Origin of the sequence: Cryobacterium psychrophilum (assembly GCF_004365915.1) — a bacterium.
Lineage (GTDB): Bacteria > Actinomycetota > Actinomycetes > Actinomycetales > Microbacteriaceae > Cryobacterium > Cryobacterium psychrophilum.
In genome coordinates, this window is sequence record NZ_SODI01000001.1 from 529,476 (window position 1) to 546,936 (window position 17,461).

Here is a 17,461-nt window from a genome sequence, read left to right on the forward strand (position 1 = left end):
GACTGTCGCGCTCCGACGGGTGAAGCCTTTGCAAACATCGGTCTCACCGGTCAACTGCTGACCGCCGTCCCGATCACCCGCGCTGCTGGGACTGACCAACTGGCTCGGCCTGGGTAGCCCGTACCTGCTCGTCGGCCTGGGGCTGAACTGGAAGGCGGGTGTAATCTCCTTCTTCAACGTCACATTTGTGCGATCAACATCTTTGGGGGCACCAGGCCCATCGTGATCGGCCCCCTCATGGTTGTCGGCCTCTGTTCGACATGGATCTATTCACGGCAAGCACTCCTCGGCACCCTCCCCCTTTGACACCGGCATCACCTCAACCCACGAGAATGGCCACCCCTGTCAGGCTCGCAGAAACGACCACAACTCAGAGCAGTGTGTCGACGCAGGATCTGGTACGTTCAGCGGCTCTGGACCAAGGTAGCTGGAGCCTTCGTGCCGTGAACCCCCAGCGCGGCGGCGACGCTGGCTTCGGGACTGAGATCGAGCCGGCGGAGCAACTGCGCGTTCAGCGCCACCACAACCGTCGAAGCTGACATCAGAAGTGCGCCAACTGCCACCGGGAGCACGAAACCGATGGGGGCCAAGACCCCCGCCGCCAGCGGAACGGAAATGAGGTTGTACCCGGCAGCCCACCACAGGTTCTGCTTCATCTTTCGGTAGCTGGCCCGCGAGAGTTCAATGACCGAAAGCACCGAGCGTGGGTCGTCGCTAGCCAGGATGACGCCGGCCGAGGCAATGGCAACATCGGTACCGGCGCCGATGGCGATCCCGACGTTCGCTTGCGCCAAAGCCGGAGCGTCATTGATACCGTCACCGACCATGGCGACCTTGCGACCCTCGCCCTGCAGCTCGGCGACCTTGGCTGACTTGTCTTCCGGGTGCACGCCGGCGAAAACCCGGTCGATTCCCAACTCCGCCGCGACAGAGTGAGCGACGGCTTCGGCATCGCCGGTGATCATGACCACTTGAATTCCTCGGGCGTGCAAGGCATCCACCGCTTGACGGGATTCCTCACGAACCTCATCCTCCAAACGAAGGGCTCCGATCACCTCGCCGTCGGCGAGTACGTGCAGGATGATGGCGCCTTCATCGGCCCATCCCTTCGTCACACTGAGCGGCTGGGCATCGTGGCTCCGGAGCAGGCTCGGCCCGCCGACGCTTACCCGCTGACCGCCAACCTGAGCTTCGACGCCGATCGCCGCAGATGCCTGAAAGCCGGTTGCGCGGGGCACGTCGTAGCCGCGGGATTTTGCGCCCGCCACGATGGCTTTGGCCAGCGGATGCTCACTGTCTGACTCAACAGCAGCGGCCAGGGCAAGAACGCCAGCTTCCGTCTGGCCAGCCACGACCGATATTCCCGACACTGCCGGTTCGCCCTTGGTCAACGTCCCTGTCTTATCGAAGAGCACTGTATCCACCAGACGCATGCTTTCCAAGGCCAAACGATCCTTGATCAACACGCCGCCCTTGGCCGCCCGCTCTGTTGAGATGGATACGACAAGAGGAATGGCCAGGCCCAAGGCGTGGGGGCACGCGATCACCAGGACGGTGATCGTGCGAATGACCGCGTCGTCGCGGTTCGCGAGAAGGCTCCAGGCAATCGCGGTGAGCACAGCAGCTCCCAGTGCAAACCAGAAAAGCCAGCCGGCGGCGGTATTGGCAACCCCCTGAGCCTTGGATGTCGAGTTTTGCGCCTCGCTGACCAGGCGCTGGATGCCGGCCAATGCGGTCTCGTCGCCGACGGCAGTCACCCGAACGCGCAATGCGGTGTCGGTGGCAACGGTTCCAGCGACGACTCGGGAGCCCGGACCGCGGCTTACCGGTTTCGATTCCCCGGTGATCATCGATTCGTCGACATCGGCGGTCCCCTCCGTGACTTCGCCGTCGGCGGGGACCCGACCACCCGGTCGCACAACCACGAGGTCGCCGACAGTGAGCTCGGACGGTGACACTACGACGACCTCGTCACCGTCGAGCCGTTCCGCCTCATCGGGCAGAAGCGCGGCCAGAGATTCGAGCGCGGTCGAGGTCTGAGCCAGCGATCTCATCTCGATCCAGTGGCCCAGCAGCATGATCACGATCAACAGCGCCAGCTCCCACCAGAAGTCCAGCTCCTGGTCGAGAAACCCCAGGCTCGCGCCCCAGGAGGCAACGAACGCCACAGTAATTGCCAGCGCGATGAGAAGCATCATTCCGGGCTTGCGGCCTTTTAGCTCTCCAACTGCGCCGCTTAGGAAGGGGCGCCCGCCCCAGACGTACATGACCGTACCGAGAACAGGCGAAATCCACGCAACCCAGGAAACGGCTGGAAGCGGGTAGCCGAGAATGTTCGCGAACATGCCGCTGAATCCGACAACCGGTGCTCCGATTAGAAACATCACCCAGAACAACCGCCGGAAGATGGCGACGTGATCGCCGTGGCCCGCATGGCCGCCGTGATCGCCCTCGCCGTGGCCCGATGCCGCCGGGTTCATCCTCGAATGGTCGCTCATCGACTTGTCACTCTGGTCATCGTTGTCGGCAGTAGGCGATGGCCGAAAATTCTGGTGCTCGTGATGGTCACTCATAACGAGCAGATTATACCCCCATAGGGTATGAGTCAAGTATCCGCGTTGACTGAGAAGAAACCTCCGCGGAGCTATATACGTTGCCTCAGTTGAAAACCTCCGCTTCGGCGTGGGTTGTTAACTTTGCGATGGATGTGGGATGCGCCCGTTTCTATGGAGCTGACGATGACGCAGCGGCAGGCTGTGACGAAGAAGAAGGCACTCGCGTATCGGGGCGCTGTCCGTGCGGGCAAGTCCCGGATCCTTGATGAGCTGGTGGAGTTGACGGGGTGGCATCGCGACTATGCCAGGGCGGCGTTGCGGGGTGCTTTGACGTTGAAGGTTGTGAAGCTGCGCCGTGATGGAGAGCTGGACGTCACGGACGCTGAGGCGGCGTTGCTGATGCGGATGAGCGCGGCGACGATCGATCGTCGACTGGCACCGGAACGCGTCAAGATGATGTCGCGGGGCCGGTCCCATACCAAGTCCGGGACGTTATTGAAGTCACAGATTCCGATCCGCACGTGGGCGGAGTGGGACGACGCGGTCCCCGGGTTTGTGGAGATCGACCTCGTCGGGAATGAGGGTGGGAACGCGTCGGGAGAATTCTGTTTCACCCTGACGGTGACTGCCATCGCGACGGGGTGGACCGTGAATCGCTCCGTGCAGAACAAGGCAGAGAAATGGGTATTCGAGGCACTGCAGCACGTGATGGGAGTGTTCCCGTTTCCCATCATCGGCATTGATTCGGACAACGGAAGCGAGTTCATCAACCACCACTTGTTTGACTACTGCACGGCGAATGAAATCACTTTCACGAGGTCGCGGGCCAACCACAGCAATGATGGCGCTCACGTCGAGCAAAAGAACTGGACTCACGTGCGCGAATTGGTCGGTTACCTCCGCTACGACACCGCCACTGAACTGGCCAAGCTCAACGAGATTTGGGACCTCGACCGGGTGTTCACGAACTACCTCCTGCCCCAGCAGAAGCACGTGTTCAAGCAGCGCAACGGCGCGAAGGTGACCAAGAAGTACGACACCGCGGCCACCCCGCACCAGAGGGCGACCGCTCGCGACGACATGCGCAAACGACCGATCATCCGGATGAATGCGGAGTTCAAACGCATCAAGCCTGCGGCCTTGTCCCGTCACATCCTCGCGCTGACCGGCGAGCTCGAAACCCTTGCCCTGGCCAAGAAACCCGCCGCAGTGAAACCCACTGTGAACCGGGCCTTCAACCAGTGACCTCCGCGGAGGTTCTCAGTTGAGGCAATGAATCACCTTCCCGGAGGTATTGACATGAGGCAATGGGGTATCGGGGTCTAACTTCACGGGAAGGTGAAGAGATCTAATGATCGAACAGGAGGCAAAATGAGCTGAAGCGGCACGACTGGCAGCAATTGAGGTGCGGGTCGTTCACACGCCGTTCGTCCTGGCGCGGACAGCCAAGATCTGCGCGATAACGATTGATGCCGCGACCGCTGCCGCAACGATGACGGTGAAAAGATCATTCTGAACCTTGAGGACGGTGAAGGGGACCAGGATCGCCAGATCGAGCACGATGGTAAGTGCTGGAACCCACACTTTTGCTTGGATTTTTGAACGCAGGTGGCGAATGACGGCCCACTGTACGGAGATGTCCATAGCCAGGTAGAGAAATGCCCCCATCGAGGCAATCTGGCTGAGATCGAGAAAAGCGGTGGCGAGAATGGCGAGACCTGCGGTGATGATCATCGGCTGGTGCGATATTCTCTTGGGCAGCGATGGCGCCTGCCGGATGCCCTGGAGCATGGCGTAGAGGCGAGACACCGAATAGAGACTGGCGAGCAGACCCGACAAGGTCGCGACGACAGCGATCGCAACGGTGATACCGACTCCCCATGACCCGAAGAGGGGTTCGGCCGCTTGTACGAGCGCGTAGTCGCGGGCCTTGACGACGCCTTCGGCGCCGATGCTCGACTCCACAGACACCGTGATCAGCAAATACAGCATCGCGCAAATGAGCAGCGAGATGACGATCGAACGTGCGAGGTTCTTCTTCGGGTCGCGGATGTCATCGCCCTGATTGGTGATCGTGGTGAAGCCCTTATAGGCGAGGACGCAGAGCGTTGTACCTGCCAGAAGTCCCGCGATACCGAGGGAGTCACCAGAAGACTTCGAGAAGAATCCGTCGCCGGATAGCCCGGCGCCGATCAGACCGGCAATCGCGAGTAGGGCGATGCCGAGGATCTTCAGCACCGCAGTAGTGGTCGCTGAGCGTTCGACGAGCTTATTGCTGACGAGGTTCACGACCGCAGCGGCGACGATCGCAGCGACACCCAGCACGGGCACGAGAATCGCGGAGCCCTGAAGGCCGAAGGGGCGCAACAGGTACGTGCCAAACGTACGAGCCAGGAGACTCTCCGCGACCACCATAGACACATACATAAAAAGCGAGAATGACCCGGCGACCACACCGGGACCGTAGGCATCCTTCAGCAGCATCGCGATACCGCCCGAAGACGGGTTCACACTCGAGTATCGAACATACGAATAAGAGCTGACTCCAGAGACAATCGCGCCGAGGAGGAAGGCGAGCGGAAACCAATCTCCGGCAAATTCGGCAACTTGACCGACGAGCGCGAAAATCCCCGCGCCGATCATCACCCCGGTTCCGAGGGAGATCGATCCGGTCATCATCTTCTGGGGCGCGATCGCCGTGATCGGATGGGCGTTGCTCTACTGGCCCTCGATGCCCGCAGGCTTTACCTATAGCTCTGGACCGGTCCCGGGAGGTGGGGGCTTTTCGGATGGCCTCTATCTGTCGATGGTCACTATCTCCACTCTCGGTTTTGGCGACATTGTCCCGGCCTCCGCTTGGTTGCGTGTCATCACGCCGCTCGAGGCATTGTTCGGTTTCGCACTCCTCACCGCCGCAGTGTCCTGGATACTACAGATCTATCCGGCGTTGACCCGCCGCAGGGTTCTGGCGATCCGGTTGTCGGTGCTGCGTCGCGCTGATGTCGCCAGGACAGTGCACGACCCCCGCTCCGCCATGCTACCGAGGCTGTTGGATGAGCTGTCTATCGCCATCACCCAAGCCGGGGTCGACCTCCGCGAATATTCGGAGACGTATTACTTTCGAGATGCCGACCCCGATTCTTCGCTCGCCGCAACGCTTCCGTACGCGGTGGAACTGGGACGGATTGGTACCATCGCGCCGGCGGTCGACGTGCGACTAGCGGCAACAATCTTGAATTGTGCGCTCGAGGAGTTTGCGAAAGTTCTGCGGGAACGGTTCCGGCACACCGGTCACAGCACGCCGGAGGTTCTCGCCGCCTATGCGTCCGACCACGGGCATCCACCCGCATAGCCCTTAGCCAGCAGTCCTCCGCCCGCCCGGACACGATCGTGATCCGATCTCCTCGCCGAGGACGGCAGCAAAACGGTGGGTGCGCTGCCATCGCGTCGACATCGACAATCTGTTGCACGATCATTATTCACTTTCGTCGACGTAGGCGTCATGTGCCCACGCTCCCGGTCCGCGTATTTTCGGGAACCGTGGTGAAGTCCTGGCGGACCCCGAGGGCGTCGTTGGTGCGACGGATGGATTCTGCGGCATTGGTGACGGTTCCGGCCAACGCCCGGATGGCGTCGATGTTTTCGGGTATGACGACCGCTTGATTATCGACCGTGTAGGTGTAGAACAATTCGTTGCCTTGGACGGTGAGAATGTCTTCCCAGAGCGCGACTTCATACATGTCCCCGCGTGGCCGGCCCAAGTCGCGCATAAGCTCGATGGTGCTATTGAGCGCCACGATGCCGTCTGCTCTGCGGACCAGGGCGATTCGCGACTCAGCCCGCAGCGCATCGAGTACTTCCTCCCGGTCTGCGGTCCGGGACAGCTCCACAGTCCAGTAGTGCATGTGGTTTTGAGTGTGCGATCCCTTAGCGGCCATGGTGACAACGTCCAAGCTCGAATCCACGCTCTGTGCGTCCGGCCCCTGATGACTGGGAATGCGGCCTTCAGGAACGATGGTGTTCATGATGCCGGAGTGATCCGATTCCCATGGGTCTGTGGCACGACGAATAAGAACCCCGCGCGCCTTAGCGAGTAGCCCCGCGTCCTTGAGCGCTGTCAGGGTTCGAACGGTGGCGGTGGTATTGCAGGAGACCACCCGGGTGGTCTCCCGACCGAGGGCGGTGGCGTAGTTGGCGTGGGCGACGAAGGAGTGGCCGGTGAGTTCGTGTTTTTCACCGCCCTGAAAGATAGCTTTGACCCCGTGTTCGCGGTAACGCTCCAAATTGCCGGCACCAATCTTGGCTGGCGTGCAGTCCACGACGACATCTACTTTGTCCAGCAGTTGATGCAGCCCACCGGCCACCGGCAGCCCGGCAGCATCCATCTGCGCTGAGCCCTCCGTCGTGGAGGCATAGACGGAAATGCCCAGCGTTACGGCGGTTTTGATGCGGTAGTCCGAAATTACGTCGCTGACACCGACCAGTTCCATGTCCTGCTGGACCCTGACCGCGTCCGCGACGCGTTTGCCGATGACCCCGTAACCGTTAACGGCGACACGTATTTTTTTCGGCATGTTCGTTCCTTTCGGTGGTGGTTTACAAGAGATGCGCGTCTGGTGACGTACAGGCGGTGGTGGACAAGATCCAAGCGCACGTATTGGGTGTTCGCGTAGTGTCGCTCACGGCGTCGTCCCCACGATTGATGTGCCGCCGCTGACGGGAGAACTGTGCAGTGTGCGGGCAGGTGCAGACTGCAGGGGCACATCCCAGAACTGTCCGGGTTGCAGAGTTTTCCTCGTGCCCTCAACACACACGCTGATGGGGCCAGCCGAGCAGGGGTGCAGACGCAAACTGACCCGGTCGTGGGTCAAAGAGATGCTCACCGGTTGGCCCCGATAGCTGAGTTGAAAGGTTGCGCCGGTCAGCGCGGCGGGTAGGACCGGGTGTATCCAGAGAGTGTCCTGCCGGGTTTCCACGCCGGCGTAGCAGCGGATCACCATGTCGGCGGTCCCGGCCATGGCCCCGAGGTGGATCCCTTCACGGGTGGTCCCCCCCTGGGTGTCGGCTAAGTCCGCCTCCAGCGCCTGTTCGAACAGCGCCCAGGACTGTCGCCGGTCGGTCCGGGCCAACACCCAGCTGTGTGTGAGCCGGCTCAGGGTCGAGCCGTGGCTGGTGCGGGCCAGGTAGTATCCCACCGTCGTCGGAATGAGGTCCGGTGACAGTGTGTACCCGAGGCGGGCGAAGATGTCGCGTAGTTCCTCGGCGGAAAACAGGTAGAACAGCATCAGGACGTCTGCCTGTTTGGAGAGCTTGTACCGGTTGGTGGTGTCGCCTTCGGCCTGCAGGATCAGGTCCAACCGGCCAATGTTCCCGTACCGGGTCCGGTAAGCGTCCCAGTCGAATTCCTCCAGCTGTTCGTAGCCTTCGAACTGGCTGATAACGCCGTCGGCGTGGAACGATATCCGCAGCCGCTGGCTAATGCGCTCCCAGCGGGCAGCTTCCTCCGGTTCCAGGCCAAGCCGGCGCCGGAGCGGATCGCAGTCGTGGCCCACCAGTAGCTGCACCGTCTCCGCGGCACGGGACAGGACCCACGCGGCCAGGACGTTGGTGTACGCGTTGTTGCGCACCCCCTTCCCCACGGCGTCAGGGTAGCCGTCGTGGTATTCGTCCGGGCCCATCACCCCGCTGATGTCGTAGCGGTCATCGGTCGGATCGTGGACGGCCATGGAGGTGAACAGTCGTGCCACTTCCACAAGGATCTCGGCCCCGTAGTCGACGAGGAAGCCGGTGTCGGCGGTGGCCTGGTAGTACTGCCAGACGCTGTAGGCCACGGCCAGGCCGACATGGCGTTGCCGACGGGAGTTGTCTGGCATCCACATTTGATTGCGCGGGTTGAACAGTTCGTCGGGGGTTTCCTCGCGACCGTCGCTGCCTGACTGCCAGGGGAACATCGCTCCGGCCAGGCCTTCGGCGCGGGCTGCGGCCCGGGCTGCGTCGAGGCGGCGGTACCGGTAGAGCAGCGACGCCCGTGTCAATTCAGGCCGGCGCAGGGTCAGAACCGGGTAGACGAACAGCTCATCCCAGAAAACATGTCCGCGGTACCCTTCTCCGTGCAGGCCCCGGGCCGGCAGTCCCGCATCCAAGTCCGGGCTGGCGAACGCGACGGTCTGCAGCACGTGGAAAATATGCAGGTTCAGGGCCAGCGATTGCCTGCTCCCCGCCTGCAGCCGGATGCCGAACCTGGCCCAGAGTTCCCCCCATGCCCGCTCGTGGGCGGCCAGCAGGACCGCGAACCCCGGGGCCCGGTCGATCCTGTGTCCAGCATCCAGACCAGCGGTCGAGACGGCGCGATCCTTGGAGGTCGCCACCGCGGCGGTCTTCTCGATTCTCACCGGTATCCCGCATGCCAGGCGCAGGGTGATCTCGTGTCCAGCGCGGGCCTTCTCCCTAATCAGCCGGAGGCCGGTGACGTCGCCGCCGGTATGCGTGCGGATAGCGGTGGCAATCCTGATCCCGGACTGGCTGGTATCCGCCTCGTAGATCACCGTGTCACCGTCCGGTACCGTGATGTCGGACGGAACGAGGTGCTCGTGGGCCAGAGCAGAATCTGCTGCCACGTTGCTGTTGGACACAGCGCCATTAACCGCCGATTCGACGATCACCTCACCGGACCAGTCCTCAGCCTCGATGGTCACTTCCACGGCGGCCAGGTGCGGTTCGGCCAGGGACTGGAACTGCCGAGAGGTAACCCGGGTGCTCCGGCCGGCGCTGTCACGGTAGGAGTTGGTGCGGGTCAGCACCCCGCGGCGCAGGTCCAGGTCCTGGTGGTGGCTGAGCATCTCGGCTGTACCGGCCCGCAGAACGGGCCCGTCCGCCGCCCGCACGGTCAGGAAGGCCCAGTCGGGGGCGTTGACCAGGTCCTCGGTTTCGACGGTGCGTCCGTCGAGGTCGGTGCTGAGCCGGTTGTAGATTCCTGCCAGGTAGGTCCCCGGGTAGTGCACGCCGTCCGCGGTGCTGCCGGGCACACTTCCGCGGGTGGCCCAGTACCCGTTGCCCAGGGTGCACAGCGCCTCCCGGGTTCCTTCCTGAACCGGGTCGAATTGGTCATAGACCAGGTTCCAGGCCTCCGGTGTGCCGGCCTTCGCGCCTCCGCACCAGGACGCACCTGCGTCCCCGGTAGGCCCCAGGAGCTTTGGCCGCAGGCCGGCCAGGTCCCGGACCACCACGTCCGCGCCGGCTGCGGCGAGCCGGGCCCCGGTGTCGGTTCGGTCCACGCCCACGACCAGGCCGAACCTGCCGCTGGCGGCGGCCCTGACGCCTGCGGCAGCGTCCTCGATCACGGCGGCGTCGGCTGGTGCCACCTGGAGTCGGCGGGCCGCCTCCCAGAACATGGCTGGATCCGGTTTGCCCGGCAGTGCGAGCCGGACCGCGTCCGTCCCGTCGACCCGGACCGGGAACAAGTCTGCGATCCCGGCAGCGTCAAGGATTGCGGCACTGTTGCGGCTGGAGGTCACGAGTGCAACGGGCACCTGCACCGCGGCCAGAGCCTGCAGCAATTCCACCGCATCCGCAAACACCTTCACCCCGCCACCGGCCAGCTCCGTGGCGAGGATACCCTGCTTGCGGGTGGCCAGCCCATGGACTGTGAGTTGCTCCGGCCCGTCCCCCGCGCTGCCCTCAGGCAGGGTAATTCCGCGCGAGGCCAGGAACGTTCTCACCCCGTCCTCCCGAGGCCGCCCGTCAACGAAGGCGCGGTAGTCCCGCTCCGCGTCAAAGGGCGACAGCGCGTCGTTGATCCGGGGCAGGGTCTGATCGAAGAGCGCCTTCCACGCCGCAGCATGCACCCCGGCGGTGTCGGTGACCACTCCGTCCATGTCGAAGATGACCGCAGCAAAACCGGAGGCCGTGCCGCCGTCAGCGTGCCCGGGTGCTGGCCACAAGTGATCCAGACGCATCAAATATCCTCAGCCGCCGCCGTCACGGCATTGTAGCAGGCGGCCCAGCTCAAGTTCTGGCGCATTTTCCCCATTCCGATGCCGATGCCGATGCGCAAGGCGATGGGCACATTCAGGAGGTTCGAGCGCATCAGGACCACGTCGGCGGACTGTGTTTGCCAAGGGTACTCGCATTCCGGCACCCAGCCAGTGATTTCGGCCACCTCACCCGAGGTCTTCGTTCAGTCCTATCACTGCTGGGCGATGAGGACCAGTAGTTCAAGCCGCGGCGACCTGCCGGTAGAGCAGGTCGCTGCACCAGCCCGGTGAGGCGAGGGGGAGGTCGTGACCGCCGCGGTGGGTGCGCGCGGTGACGCTCGCAAATTCCGTGGCTAGCTCGCGGGCACGTCCGGGGACCGGCACCGGGTCTATCTTTCCATCTACGAGTAGCACCGATACCCCCCGGCCGGATAGGGCGGCGATCGCTCCAATCCAAGTGTCGGCCGCGACGATAGCCTCGAAGCTCTGAATGTAGGAGAACCAGGTGTGCTTGACGCCGTCCCTGGCGATGGCCACCGGCATCGCCGGGTTAAGCGCGACGGCGAGCACGGCGGCGGCGGAGCGGTGCCGGCACATCCACGCGCACATCGCGTGGGCGCGTGGGCCGGTCGACAGCAACGCCTCGAACCAGCCCATATGGCGCACCCGCTCGTCCGCTTCAGCCCGGTTTCGGTATAGGGGGGCGTCGAACGCGACGACCGTGCGGATGTCGCCCTCGCTTGCCGCTGCCCATTGGATCGCGAGCGACGCGCCCATCGAGTGACCGGCCACATGCAGTGGGCGCCCGTCCAAGCCGAGCGCGCCGAGGGCGCCGGTGATGGCGGCGAGGTGCTCCTCGAGGCCGAATGAGTCGCTGCTGACGCCGGCATCCATCGAGGCGCCAAAGCCTAGGGGGTCGATCACGACCACCGTCGCGACCTCGCCCAACCGGTCATAGGCCGCTCCGAAGAAGGCCTGGCTCGCCCCGATGCCCGGCAGCAGGGCGAGCACCGGGTGGCCATGGCCAAACACGCGAACGCCGAGACGCCCGGCGTGCCCCGGCGCCCCGGCGCCACGCCGCCACCGGCGCACTCGACCCGAATGGAAGTGCCGGGCGGGCCAGAAGGATGCCGCGACCAGTGCGACCCCAATTGTGGCCGCACTGATTCGTCGATTGCCCATGCCGCCCACTCTAAGCGCCGACCCGCCGGTATGGGTCGGGTCGGAACCGGCCGTCTAATACGAACTATACCCTAAGGGGGTATGAAGTAGTTTTAGACGTGACAGGCTGCTGGGTTAGCTCGCGCCGTACCTTTCCCTGCCGAGCTGCGAGGCCCCGCGCTCATACAGGCCCAGGCGGACCGCGGCCCGACTATTTCAGAAAACACCACCCAGCCCCGTCGTCGGTGGATTGACGCTCAGTGAACCGGACGTGCTGGACGTGTGGCGCGGTGGTACGTCGCGACCACGGCCAGGCCGAGCGAAACGAGCCATCCCAACCCGACTAGGAGCGGAACGACTTCATCGAAACTTCGGGTAAACGTCTGGTCGATGAGCACTTGCGATCCGCCGTAACCGGGCAGCAGACGAGACCACGCGGTCGGTTCGGGTTGCAACATCGGATTCTGAACAATGCCGATATCGAGGAAAGCAAGCATGAAGACGACAAACACCCCGCCGACGGAACCGAAAATCGGCCCGAGAAGTGCCCCGATGAATCCGTACGTCAGGGCGATGAGCACGTTGGCGCTGGCAAATCCCGCCCACTGGACGGGACTAAAGATCAGCGCGCTGGTGGCCAGAGCCACCCCCGTCACGACGAGCACGAAAACGGTAAGGATTCCCAGTCTGGAGGACAAGAGAGCGCTGGTCCGCATTCCAGCGAGAGCCGCCCTCCGGTCGCCATTCCGGCTCTGAAGCACTCCGAATAGGCCGATGAGCGCCGCTAGCGACGCGATCGCGACGGGCACCATGGTCGCACCGTACGGATCGATGAGTGAGAGCCTGCGGGTGATGTTCTCGCCGTTCTCATGCAGCACGATTGAGATGGGTTGGTCCGGAGTCACCACGTAGACGCCGAGGATGAACACCACCGGCACAACGACGAGGAGCGCCCAGAGGGCGGCATTGCGTCGGTTGTCCCGCCAGGCGGCCCGCAGAGCGGCTGCGGTTTGGGAACGGCGTGATCCCGCTCTGGGCGAACGCCCGAGTCCGGCGGCGGTGCGGGTCCGGGCGATGATGAGGGCACAGGCTGCGCCAACCGCGGAGGCAGTCCAGATCAGTGCCCAGCCCAGTTCACCGACGGGTCCGCTGTGGCCCGACGGCAGGTCGATCATCCACAGCGTGACGTAGTGGGTCGGCAGAAGGCGGGTCGCAACGTTGTCGCCGGCGCTCATCGCCGGGCCGAAGAACACGTCGACGATCCAAACAAACAAGACGATGACGCTGCCGTTGAGCGGATTTCGTACGAGCACCCCGACCACGGCGCCTATGGCGATGTAAATGGCAGCAAACATGAGGGTCCCGGCGAAGGCGCGCCAGAAGTCGGCCACCCCGGTGCGGGCGACGAGGGCGAGCAAGGCCGTTGCGGCGGCCAACACGGCAAGGCATCCGCCAGTGACCAGACGGGCGAGGGCCAGCCGTGCCGCGGGCAGGCCAGCGATGACCACTCGTCGATCGGTGCCGCGTGTCGTTGCCGTTTGGAAGTACATGGCGACACCGGCCATGAATCCGGCGGCCCAGCCCGCGGTCGCTAACTCGATCGCTGGCCCCTCCGGGCCGCCGAGTAATTTCGCAAACGACGCCAGCTCCCCGCTCACGGCGAGGACGAATACCGTGGGCACAACGATGAGCAGAAGCAGGTTGACGGGATTGCGTGCGTAGTCGTTCAGAAAGCGTTGGACAAACACCAAGGTGGTCATCGCACGACAACCTTGCCGTCCTGGATGTCGAGGATCCGGTCAAAACGGTTCTCATCGACGACAAAATGGCTGATGATCATTACCGTCCGTCCGGCTGCGCGACGCTCGGCGACGAGAACCCAAAATCGTTGGTAGGTATCCCAATCGAAGCCAGATGAGGGCTCGTCGAGGAGGAGCACATCGGGGTCTGCGAGCAGAGCGAGACCGAGGTTGAGCTTTGCCAGTGTTCCACCGGACAACTGATCGGCACGAGTGCGCGCGTATCGCTTGAAGCCGAACTCGTTGTAGATCGACTCTCGTGACGCTGCCATTTCTTGTTCGGTCATGCCGTAGGCCCGACCGAACAGGTCGAAATGTTCGTCACAGCTCAAGCGGTCGTAGACGAGTGGCGTCTGCGGGCAGTAGCCCAGCCGTCCGCTACGGGAAATCATTCCTTGGTCGGCGCGTATCTCACCGACCAAGATTTTCATCAGGGTCGACTTGCCGGAGCCATTCTCACCGGTAAGGCCGACCACTTCGCCGGGATGCAGGGCGAGATCGACACCGGAGAGGATCTGGCGGGTCCGACCGAACGGCCAGAGGCCGCGTCGATACGACTTCGCAATGCCGGAAGCTTGGAGCTACCGGATCCTGAGCCCGCCTGCCGTTCTGCGCGCTCCCGCCGTGCTGTACATGTTCGCCGTGGCTGCGGGCCATTTTCACGCTCTTCTTCCTGCATAGTATTCGATCCCCCGGACACGACCAAAAAGAACGATAGGCACCTGGATGGCCGACATTGCAGCCCAGTCCGGGTACGAACCAGACAGCTCTGTGCGATTGGACATGACTCATTATCCCAATATGCGCGCTTCGGCTGCGGATGCTGTGGATCACTGCCGCCCTGGGTGCCTGTTCCATCACTATCCGGTGCGCGGCGTGACGCTGCACTGTTTTCGTTCGCGGCTTTGCGGGCCGTGCTCGGGGGTGCCGCGCCGGCTGTCGTCGCGTTCTAGCAGAGTCAACCGCTGCCACGCTCGACTACCGATCCCCCAACGAAGTCCACTATGGTGATCAGCATCCAGCTTTGGCAGCGTAAAATATTCACTAATTCCGCGGTCTGAATCCCCGTGGTAGCCCACATCGCGCTCAAGCCGATGTGGCCTGGCCGGATAAATGTGATCGGTGAATGTACGCCAGGCGGTGGATGTGACGACACCGTGTCGGGGATAAAGGTAGATGATCCGGCTGGCTGGCGCAGTGGGGGGCCACATTAGTTCTGCTTGTCTTGCGCGACATCTTCCACACCGTGGGCCATCCCGAGGGACAGGGACGCATTAGCAATCTCGTGCTGCGCACTGCATGGCGACTCTCCCTGCGGCGGGAGGCGGCGGTGCCGACCCCGATGCGTCCTCGCCGCAACGCTTCCGTACGCGGTGGACCTACGGGCGGATTGGCAGCAAAGCGCCAACGGTCGACATGCGACTATCGGCAAAAATCCTGAACTGTGCGCTCGAGCAGTTTGCGAAATGTCTGCGGCACCAGTCTTGGCTGGCGTGCAGTCGACGACGATACCAACAGTGTCAAGCAGTTCTTGCCGCCGGCGCGGCTGAATGTCGGAAAAATAGCCGGTAGATCCACGACCCAAGACACCAATGGGTGGTGGTGAGCATGAAGCCTCCGAGAGCGACCGCCCCTCCCAAGACGATTGCCACCGTTGGTAACCCAAAATAAAAGGACACGGCTGAGCCCGTCAGCAGCACGGTGGAGAGAAGGTACGAAAACCGGCGTGGTGTCGGTGTGGGCGGAAGCGCCGGTCGATGAAATAAGTGCCGGATGCCCAAATTATAAATTAGGTCAAGAATCATTCCGCGAGGAAAGAGCGCCCCACTGAGCGGGACGATAGCCCCAATCCCCAGAAAAGCGGGCGACTGCAAAGTTAGTCCAACAACGATGAGTACGGTGCCCACTCCCGGCGCGAACCGTAATGGCCCCGCGTAGCAGGACTTGGCGTCCTCATCAAGATTTCCAAATCCTTGCTTGTCTAGGTTGGTCCTCGTAAATTCATTGAGCATTTTGGTTTCCTCATTATTCATTTCTGGTTTTCTTACTGTGCGTGGGAAAGTCGGTGGATTTGGCATGGGTCGGTGCTGTGCCTCATGGCCGGCACGGTGCGGCGGAATCTATTCGTCCCATGCCAGATCACGTCACCTTGCCTGGTCCGTCGATGCCTCCGGAGCAGGGCGCGCCCGGTTCCGGCGCGGAAGACGCGTTTCGGTATTTGGCCATGAAGGCCGCCAGGCGCGAATCATCCGGAGCGCTGAGATTCAGTTGTGCGCCCCAGGCGGACACGACGATCGGCGAAGAAAGGCCCGGGAACGGCGACAAAACCGCATAGGTGGCGGGGATACCTTTCTGCAGGGTAGAAAGCTGGTCCCCAGTCACGACGGCGTCGTCGTAGGTTACCCACGCTGCGCCGTGTTCGAGTGAGTGCACGGCATTCTCATTGGAGACTGCCTCGGAGTAGACGCCGCAATTGAGGAGTGCGGCTGAGTGGTCACCGCCCACGGGAGGCAGCGGCGTGTATTTCACCGTGCCGGCGACGTGCGTCGAAGTCTGATTTGCAAAGAGTTGCACCCCATTCACGTCAGCGCCAGGCTTTAGATTCGTTGAGGTTCCGTTGGTGGTTACGACGAGAATTACCATGAGGACTATTGCTGCAGCGCCAGACCAGGCGATCGTGATTGCGATCGCCCGGTTTCGGCGGGCCTTGGATTGTTCGCGTTTTAGTGTTGCAACCTTGACTGCGCGGCGGGCCGTACGGCGCTCCGTCAGTGATGGTTCAGTGGGTCTGGAATCTTGGGTCATGATCTTTGTCTCTCGGGTTAGGGGCTACTCGCTCCAACCGGCAGTGCTGCACAGCGAAACTGGAGTACCCCAAACCGGTCAGGTTAGTGTGGCGTCGCTGTGGGCGTAGCCCGTCGAGTCGGTTCAGCAATTGGAGAGCGCCGGCGCTGGTTCTGGCTGCGGTGAGACAGAATCGGCGCGAAATCAGATTCGGATGGACAGCGCCGTAAGCAACGGCGGGCTGGCTAGCGGCAGAATGCAGCCCCTCTCTCGCCCGAGTCGGACTTCTTCGACTGGCGTGTCGTGAGTGTAGTAATTGGTGAACACCCACCCTTCATTATACCCAATGGGGGTATGCCTCGGGTTCGGCGCTCCGGACGCGAGTGCGCTCTGCACGGTTGGTCCGTCAACGCTGAGGACTAAGCCTGAATCCACCGGTCGGCCTCTGATCGGATCCTGATTTCGGTTCGGCGATCTTTTGGAGTTTCGGGCGTGGGTGTGGTCCGGGTCTCGCGGCCCGGGTGTTCCACTGGTGCTCCTGTTGATGCCGTTATCGGCTGGTTGGTCAGGTGGGGACGGGGTGTCTCGGCCGGAAGTTCTGGTTGAACAGGACCGTCCAGGGTTTCTCCCAGGGCCAGTGTTCGGGCAGGTGCAGGGTGATGCGCCGCGCGGAGGTCGAGATTCTGGCGGGGACGCTGACAAGTTTCCGGCGGATCGTTGCGGTGGTCGATCGGGCGAGACCGTTGCCCGCGATCGTCGCGGCGGCGCGGGTCAAGTTAAACGCCATGACAGCCATGACCAGCCAGGCAGCATTGGCCGTGAACACGCCCTCGGAGTTTTCACTGCCAATGCGGCGTGGCTCGTGTTAACGTGCGTCGCCTTTAACCTCACCCGCGCCGTCGGGACCTTGGCCAGCCCCACCTTTGGCAAAGCGACCACGCCCACCATCCGCCGCAAACTGATCAACATCCCCGCGAGGATCTCCACCTCCGCGCGTCGCATCAAGCTGCACTTGCCCACAGATTGGCCATGGGAAACCGGCTGGAACGCCCTGTTCACCGCCGCCTGCCGACCACCGGGAACAGCCACCACATAGCCACCCAGCCCCAACGGGCGCAACCAGGAACTCCAGTGGAACACCGCACGCAGAGAGGCGCACACGTCAAACGCGCCCGCCAGCCAAAATCCC

General features: G+C 62.9%; 12 protein-coding genes and 2 pseudogenes. 3 read left to right on the plus strand and 11 right to left on the minus strand.

The window, feature by feature from the left end; all coding sequences use genetic code 11:
- Positions 1 to 404: 404 nt before the first annotated feature.
- Positions 405 to 2,573, minus strand: a complete 2,169-nt coding sequence (locus tag EDD25_RS02535; RefSeq protein WP_134171892.1) for a heavy metal translocating P-type ATPase — start codon at positions 2,571 to 2,573, stop codon at positions 405 to 407.
- 165 nt (positions 2,574 to 2,738) lie between these two features.
- Here EDD25_RS02535 and EDD25_RS02540 point away from each other — a divergent pair, with 165 nt between their 5' ends.
- Positions 2,739 to 3,800, plus strand: a complete 1,062-nt coding sequence (locus tag EDD25_RS02540) for a DDE-type integrase/transposase/recombinase (RefSeq protein ID WP_134171893.1) — start codon at positions 2,739 to 2,741, stop codon at positions 3,798 to 3,800.
- Positions 3,801 to 3,971: 171 nt separating this feature from the next.
- On the opposite strand, the gene EDD25_RS02545 is transcribed toward EDD25_RS02540, so the two are convergent.
- Positions 3,972 to 5,234 (minus strand): APC family permease, encoded by a 1,263-nt coding sequence (locus EDD25_RS02545; protein ID WP_134171894.1) that lies wholly within the window; start codon positions 5,232 to 5,234, stop codon positions 3,972 to 3,974.
- A gap of 52 nt (positions 5,235 to 5,286) precedes the next feature.
- Here EDD25_RS02545 and EDD25_RS02550 point away from each other — a divergent pair, with 52 nt between their 5' ends.
- Complete coding sequence (locus EDD25_RS02550; RefSeq protein WP_134171895.1) at positions 5,287 to 5,907, plus strand: potassium channel family protein; 621 nt, start codon at positions 5,287 to 5,289, stop codon at positions 5,905 to 5,907.
- A 148-nt stretch (positions 5,908 to 6,055) separates the two neighbouring features.
- Here EDD25_RS02550 and EDD25_RS02555 read toward each other — a convergent pair whose 3' ends face one another.
- The 9 genes and pseudogenes from EDD25_RS02555 to EDD25_RS02595 form a co-directional block, all read right to left on the minus strand.
- Positions 6,056 to 7,129 carry a type II glyceraldehyde-3-phosphate dehydrogenase gene (locus EDD25_RS02555; protein ID WP_134171896.1) on the minus strand — a complete coding sequence of 358 codons (1,074 nt, stop codon included), beginning with the start codon at positions 7,127 to 7,129 and terminating at the stop codon, positions 6,056 to 6,058.
- A 105-nt stretch (positions 7,130 to 7,234) separates the two neighbouring features.
- Positions 7,235 to 10,510 carry a beta-phosphoglucomutase family hydrolase gene (locus tag EDD25_RS02560; protein ID WP_134171897.1) on the minus strand — a complete coding sequence of 1,092 codons (3,276 nt, stop codon included), beginning with the start codon at positions 10,508 to 10,510 and terminating at the stop codon, positions 7,235 to 7,237.
- Positions 10,510 to 10,713, minus strand: coding sequence for a hypothetical protein (locus tag EDD25_RS02565; protein ID WP_134171898.1), 204 nt, complete (start codon positions 10,711 to 10,713; stop codon positions 10,510 to 10,512). Before EDD25_RS02565 ends, EDD25_RS02560 begins: the two co-directional genes overlap by 1 nt.
- A 55-nt stretch (positions 10,714 to 10,768) precedes the next feature.
- The gene (locus EDD25_RS02570) at positions 10,769 to 11,710 is read right to left on the minus strand and encodes an alpha/beta fold hydrolase (protein ID WP_134171899.1); all 942 of its coding nucleotides are present in this window, start codon (positions 11,708 to 11,710) and stop codon (positions 10,769 to 10,771) included.
- Positions 11,711 to 11,946: 236 nt separating this feature from the next.
- Positions 11,947 to 13,449 (minus strand): ABC transporter permease, encoded by a 1,503-nt coding sequence (locus EDD25_RS02575; protein WP_134171900.1) that lies wholly within the window; start codon positions 13,447 to 13,449, stop codon positions 11,947 to 11,949.
- A complete protein-coding gene (locus EDD25_RS02580; protein ID WP_134171901.1) occupies positions 13,446 to 14,054 on the minus strand; it encodes an ATP-binding cassette domain-containing protein in 609 nt (202 codons plus the stop codon). The genes EDD25_RS02575 and EDD25_RS02580 overlap by 4 nt, the downstream gene beginning before the upstream one ends.
- A 954-nt stretch (positions 14,055 to 15,008) precedes the next feature.
- Positions 15,009 to 15,521: a DUF4395 domain-containing protein gene (locus EDD25_RS02585; RefSeq protein ID WP_166671177.1), complete on the minus strand. Its 513-nt coding sequence runs from the start codon at positions 15,519 to 15,521 to the stop codon at positions 15,009 to 15,011.
- A 106-nt stretch (positions 15,522 to 15,627) separates the two neighbouring features.
- Positions 15,628 to 16,293 (minus strand): DUF3105 domain-containing protein, encoded by a 666-nt coding sequence (locus EDD25_RS02590; protein ID WP_134171903.1) that lies wholly within the window; start codon positions 16,291 to 16,293, stop codon positions 15,628 to 15,630.
- A gap of 544 nt (positions 16,294 to 16,837) precedes the next feature.
- Positions 16,838 to 17,101 (minus strand): annotated as a pseudogene (locus tag EDD25_RS02595) (transposase); the annotation flags it as partial.
- Between the two features lie 9 nt (positions 17,102 to 17,110).
- Between EDD25_RS02595 and EDD25_RS02600 the strand changes: the two are divergent.
- Positions 17,111 to 17,368: pseudogene (locus EDD25_RS02600) on the plus strand (transposase); the annotation flags it as partial.
- Positions 17,369 to 17,461: the final 93 nt, after the last annotated feature.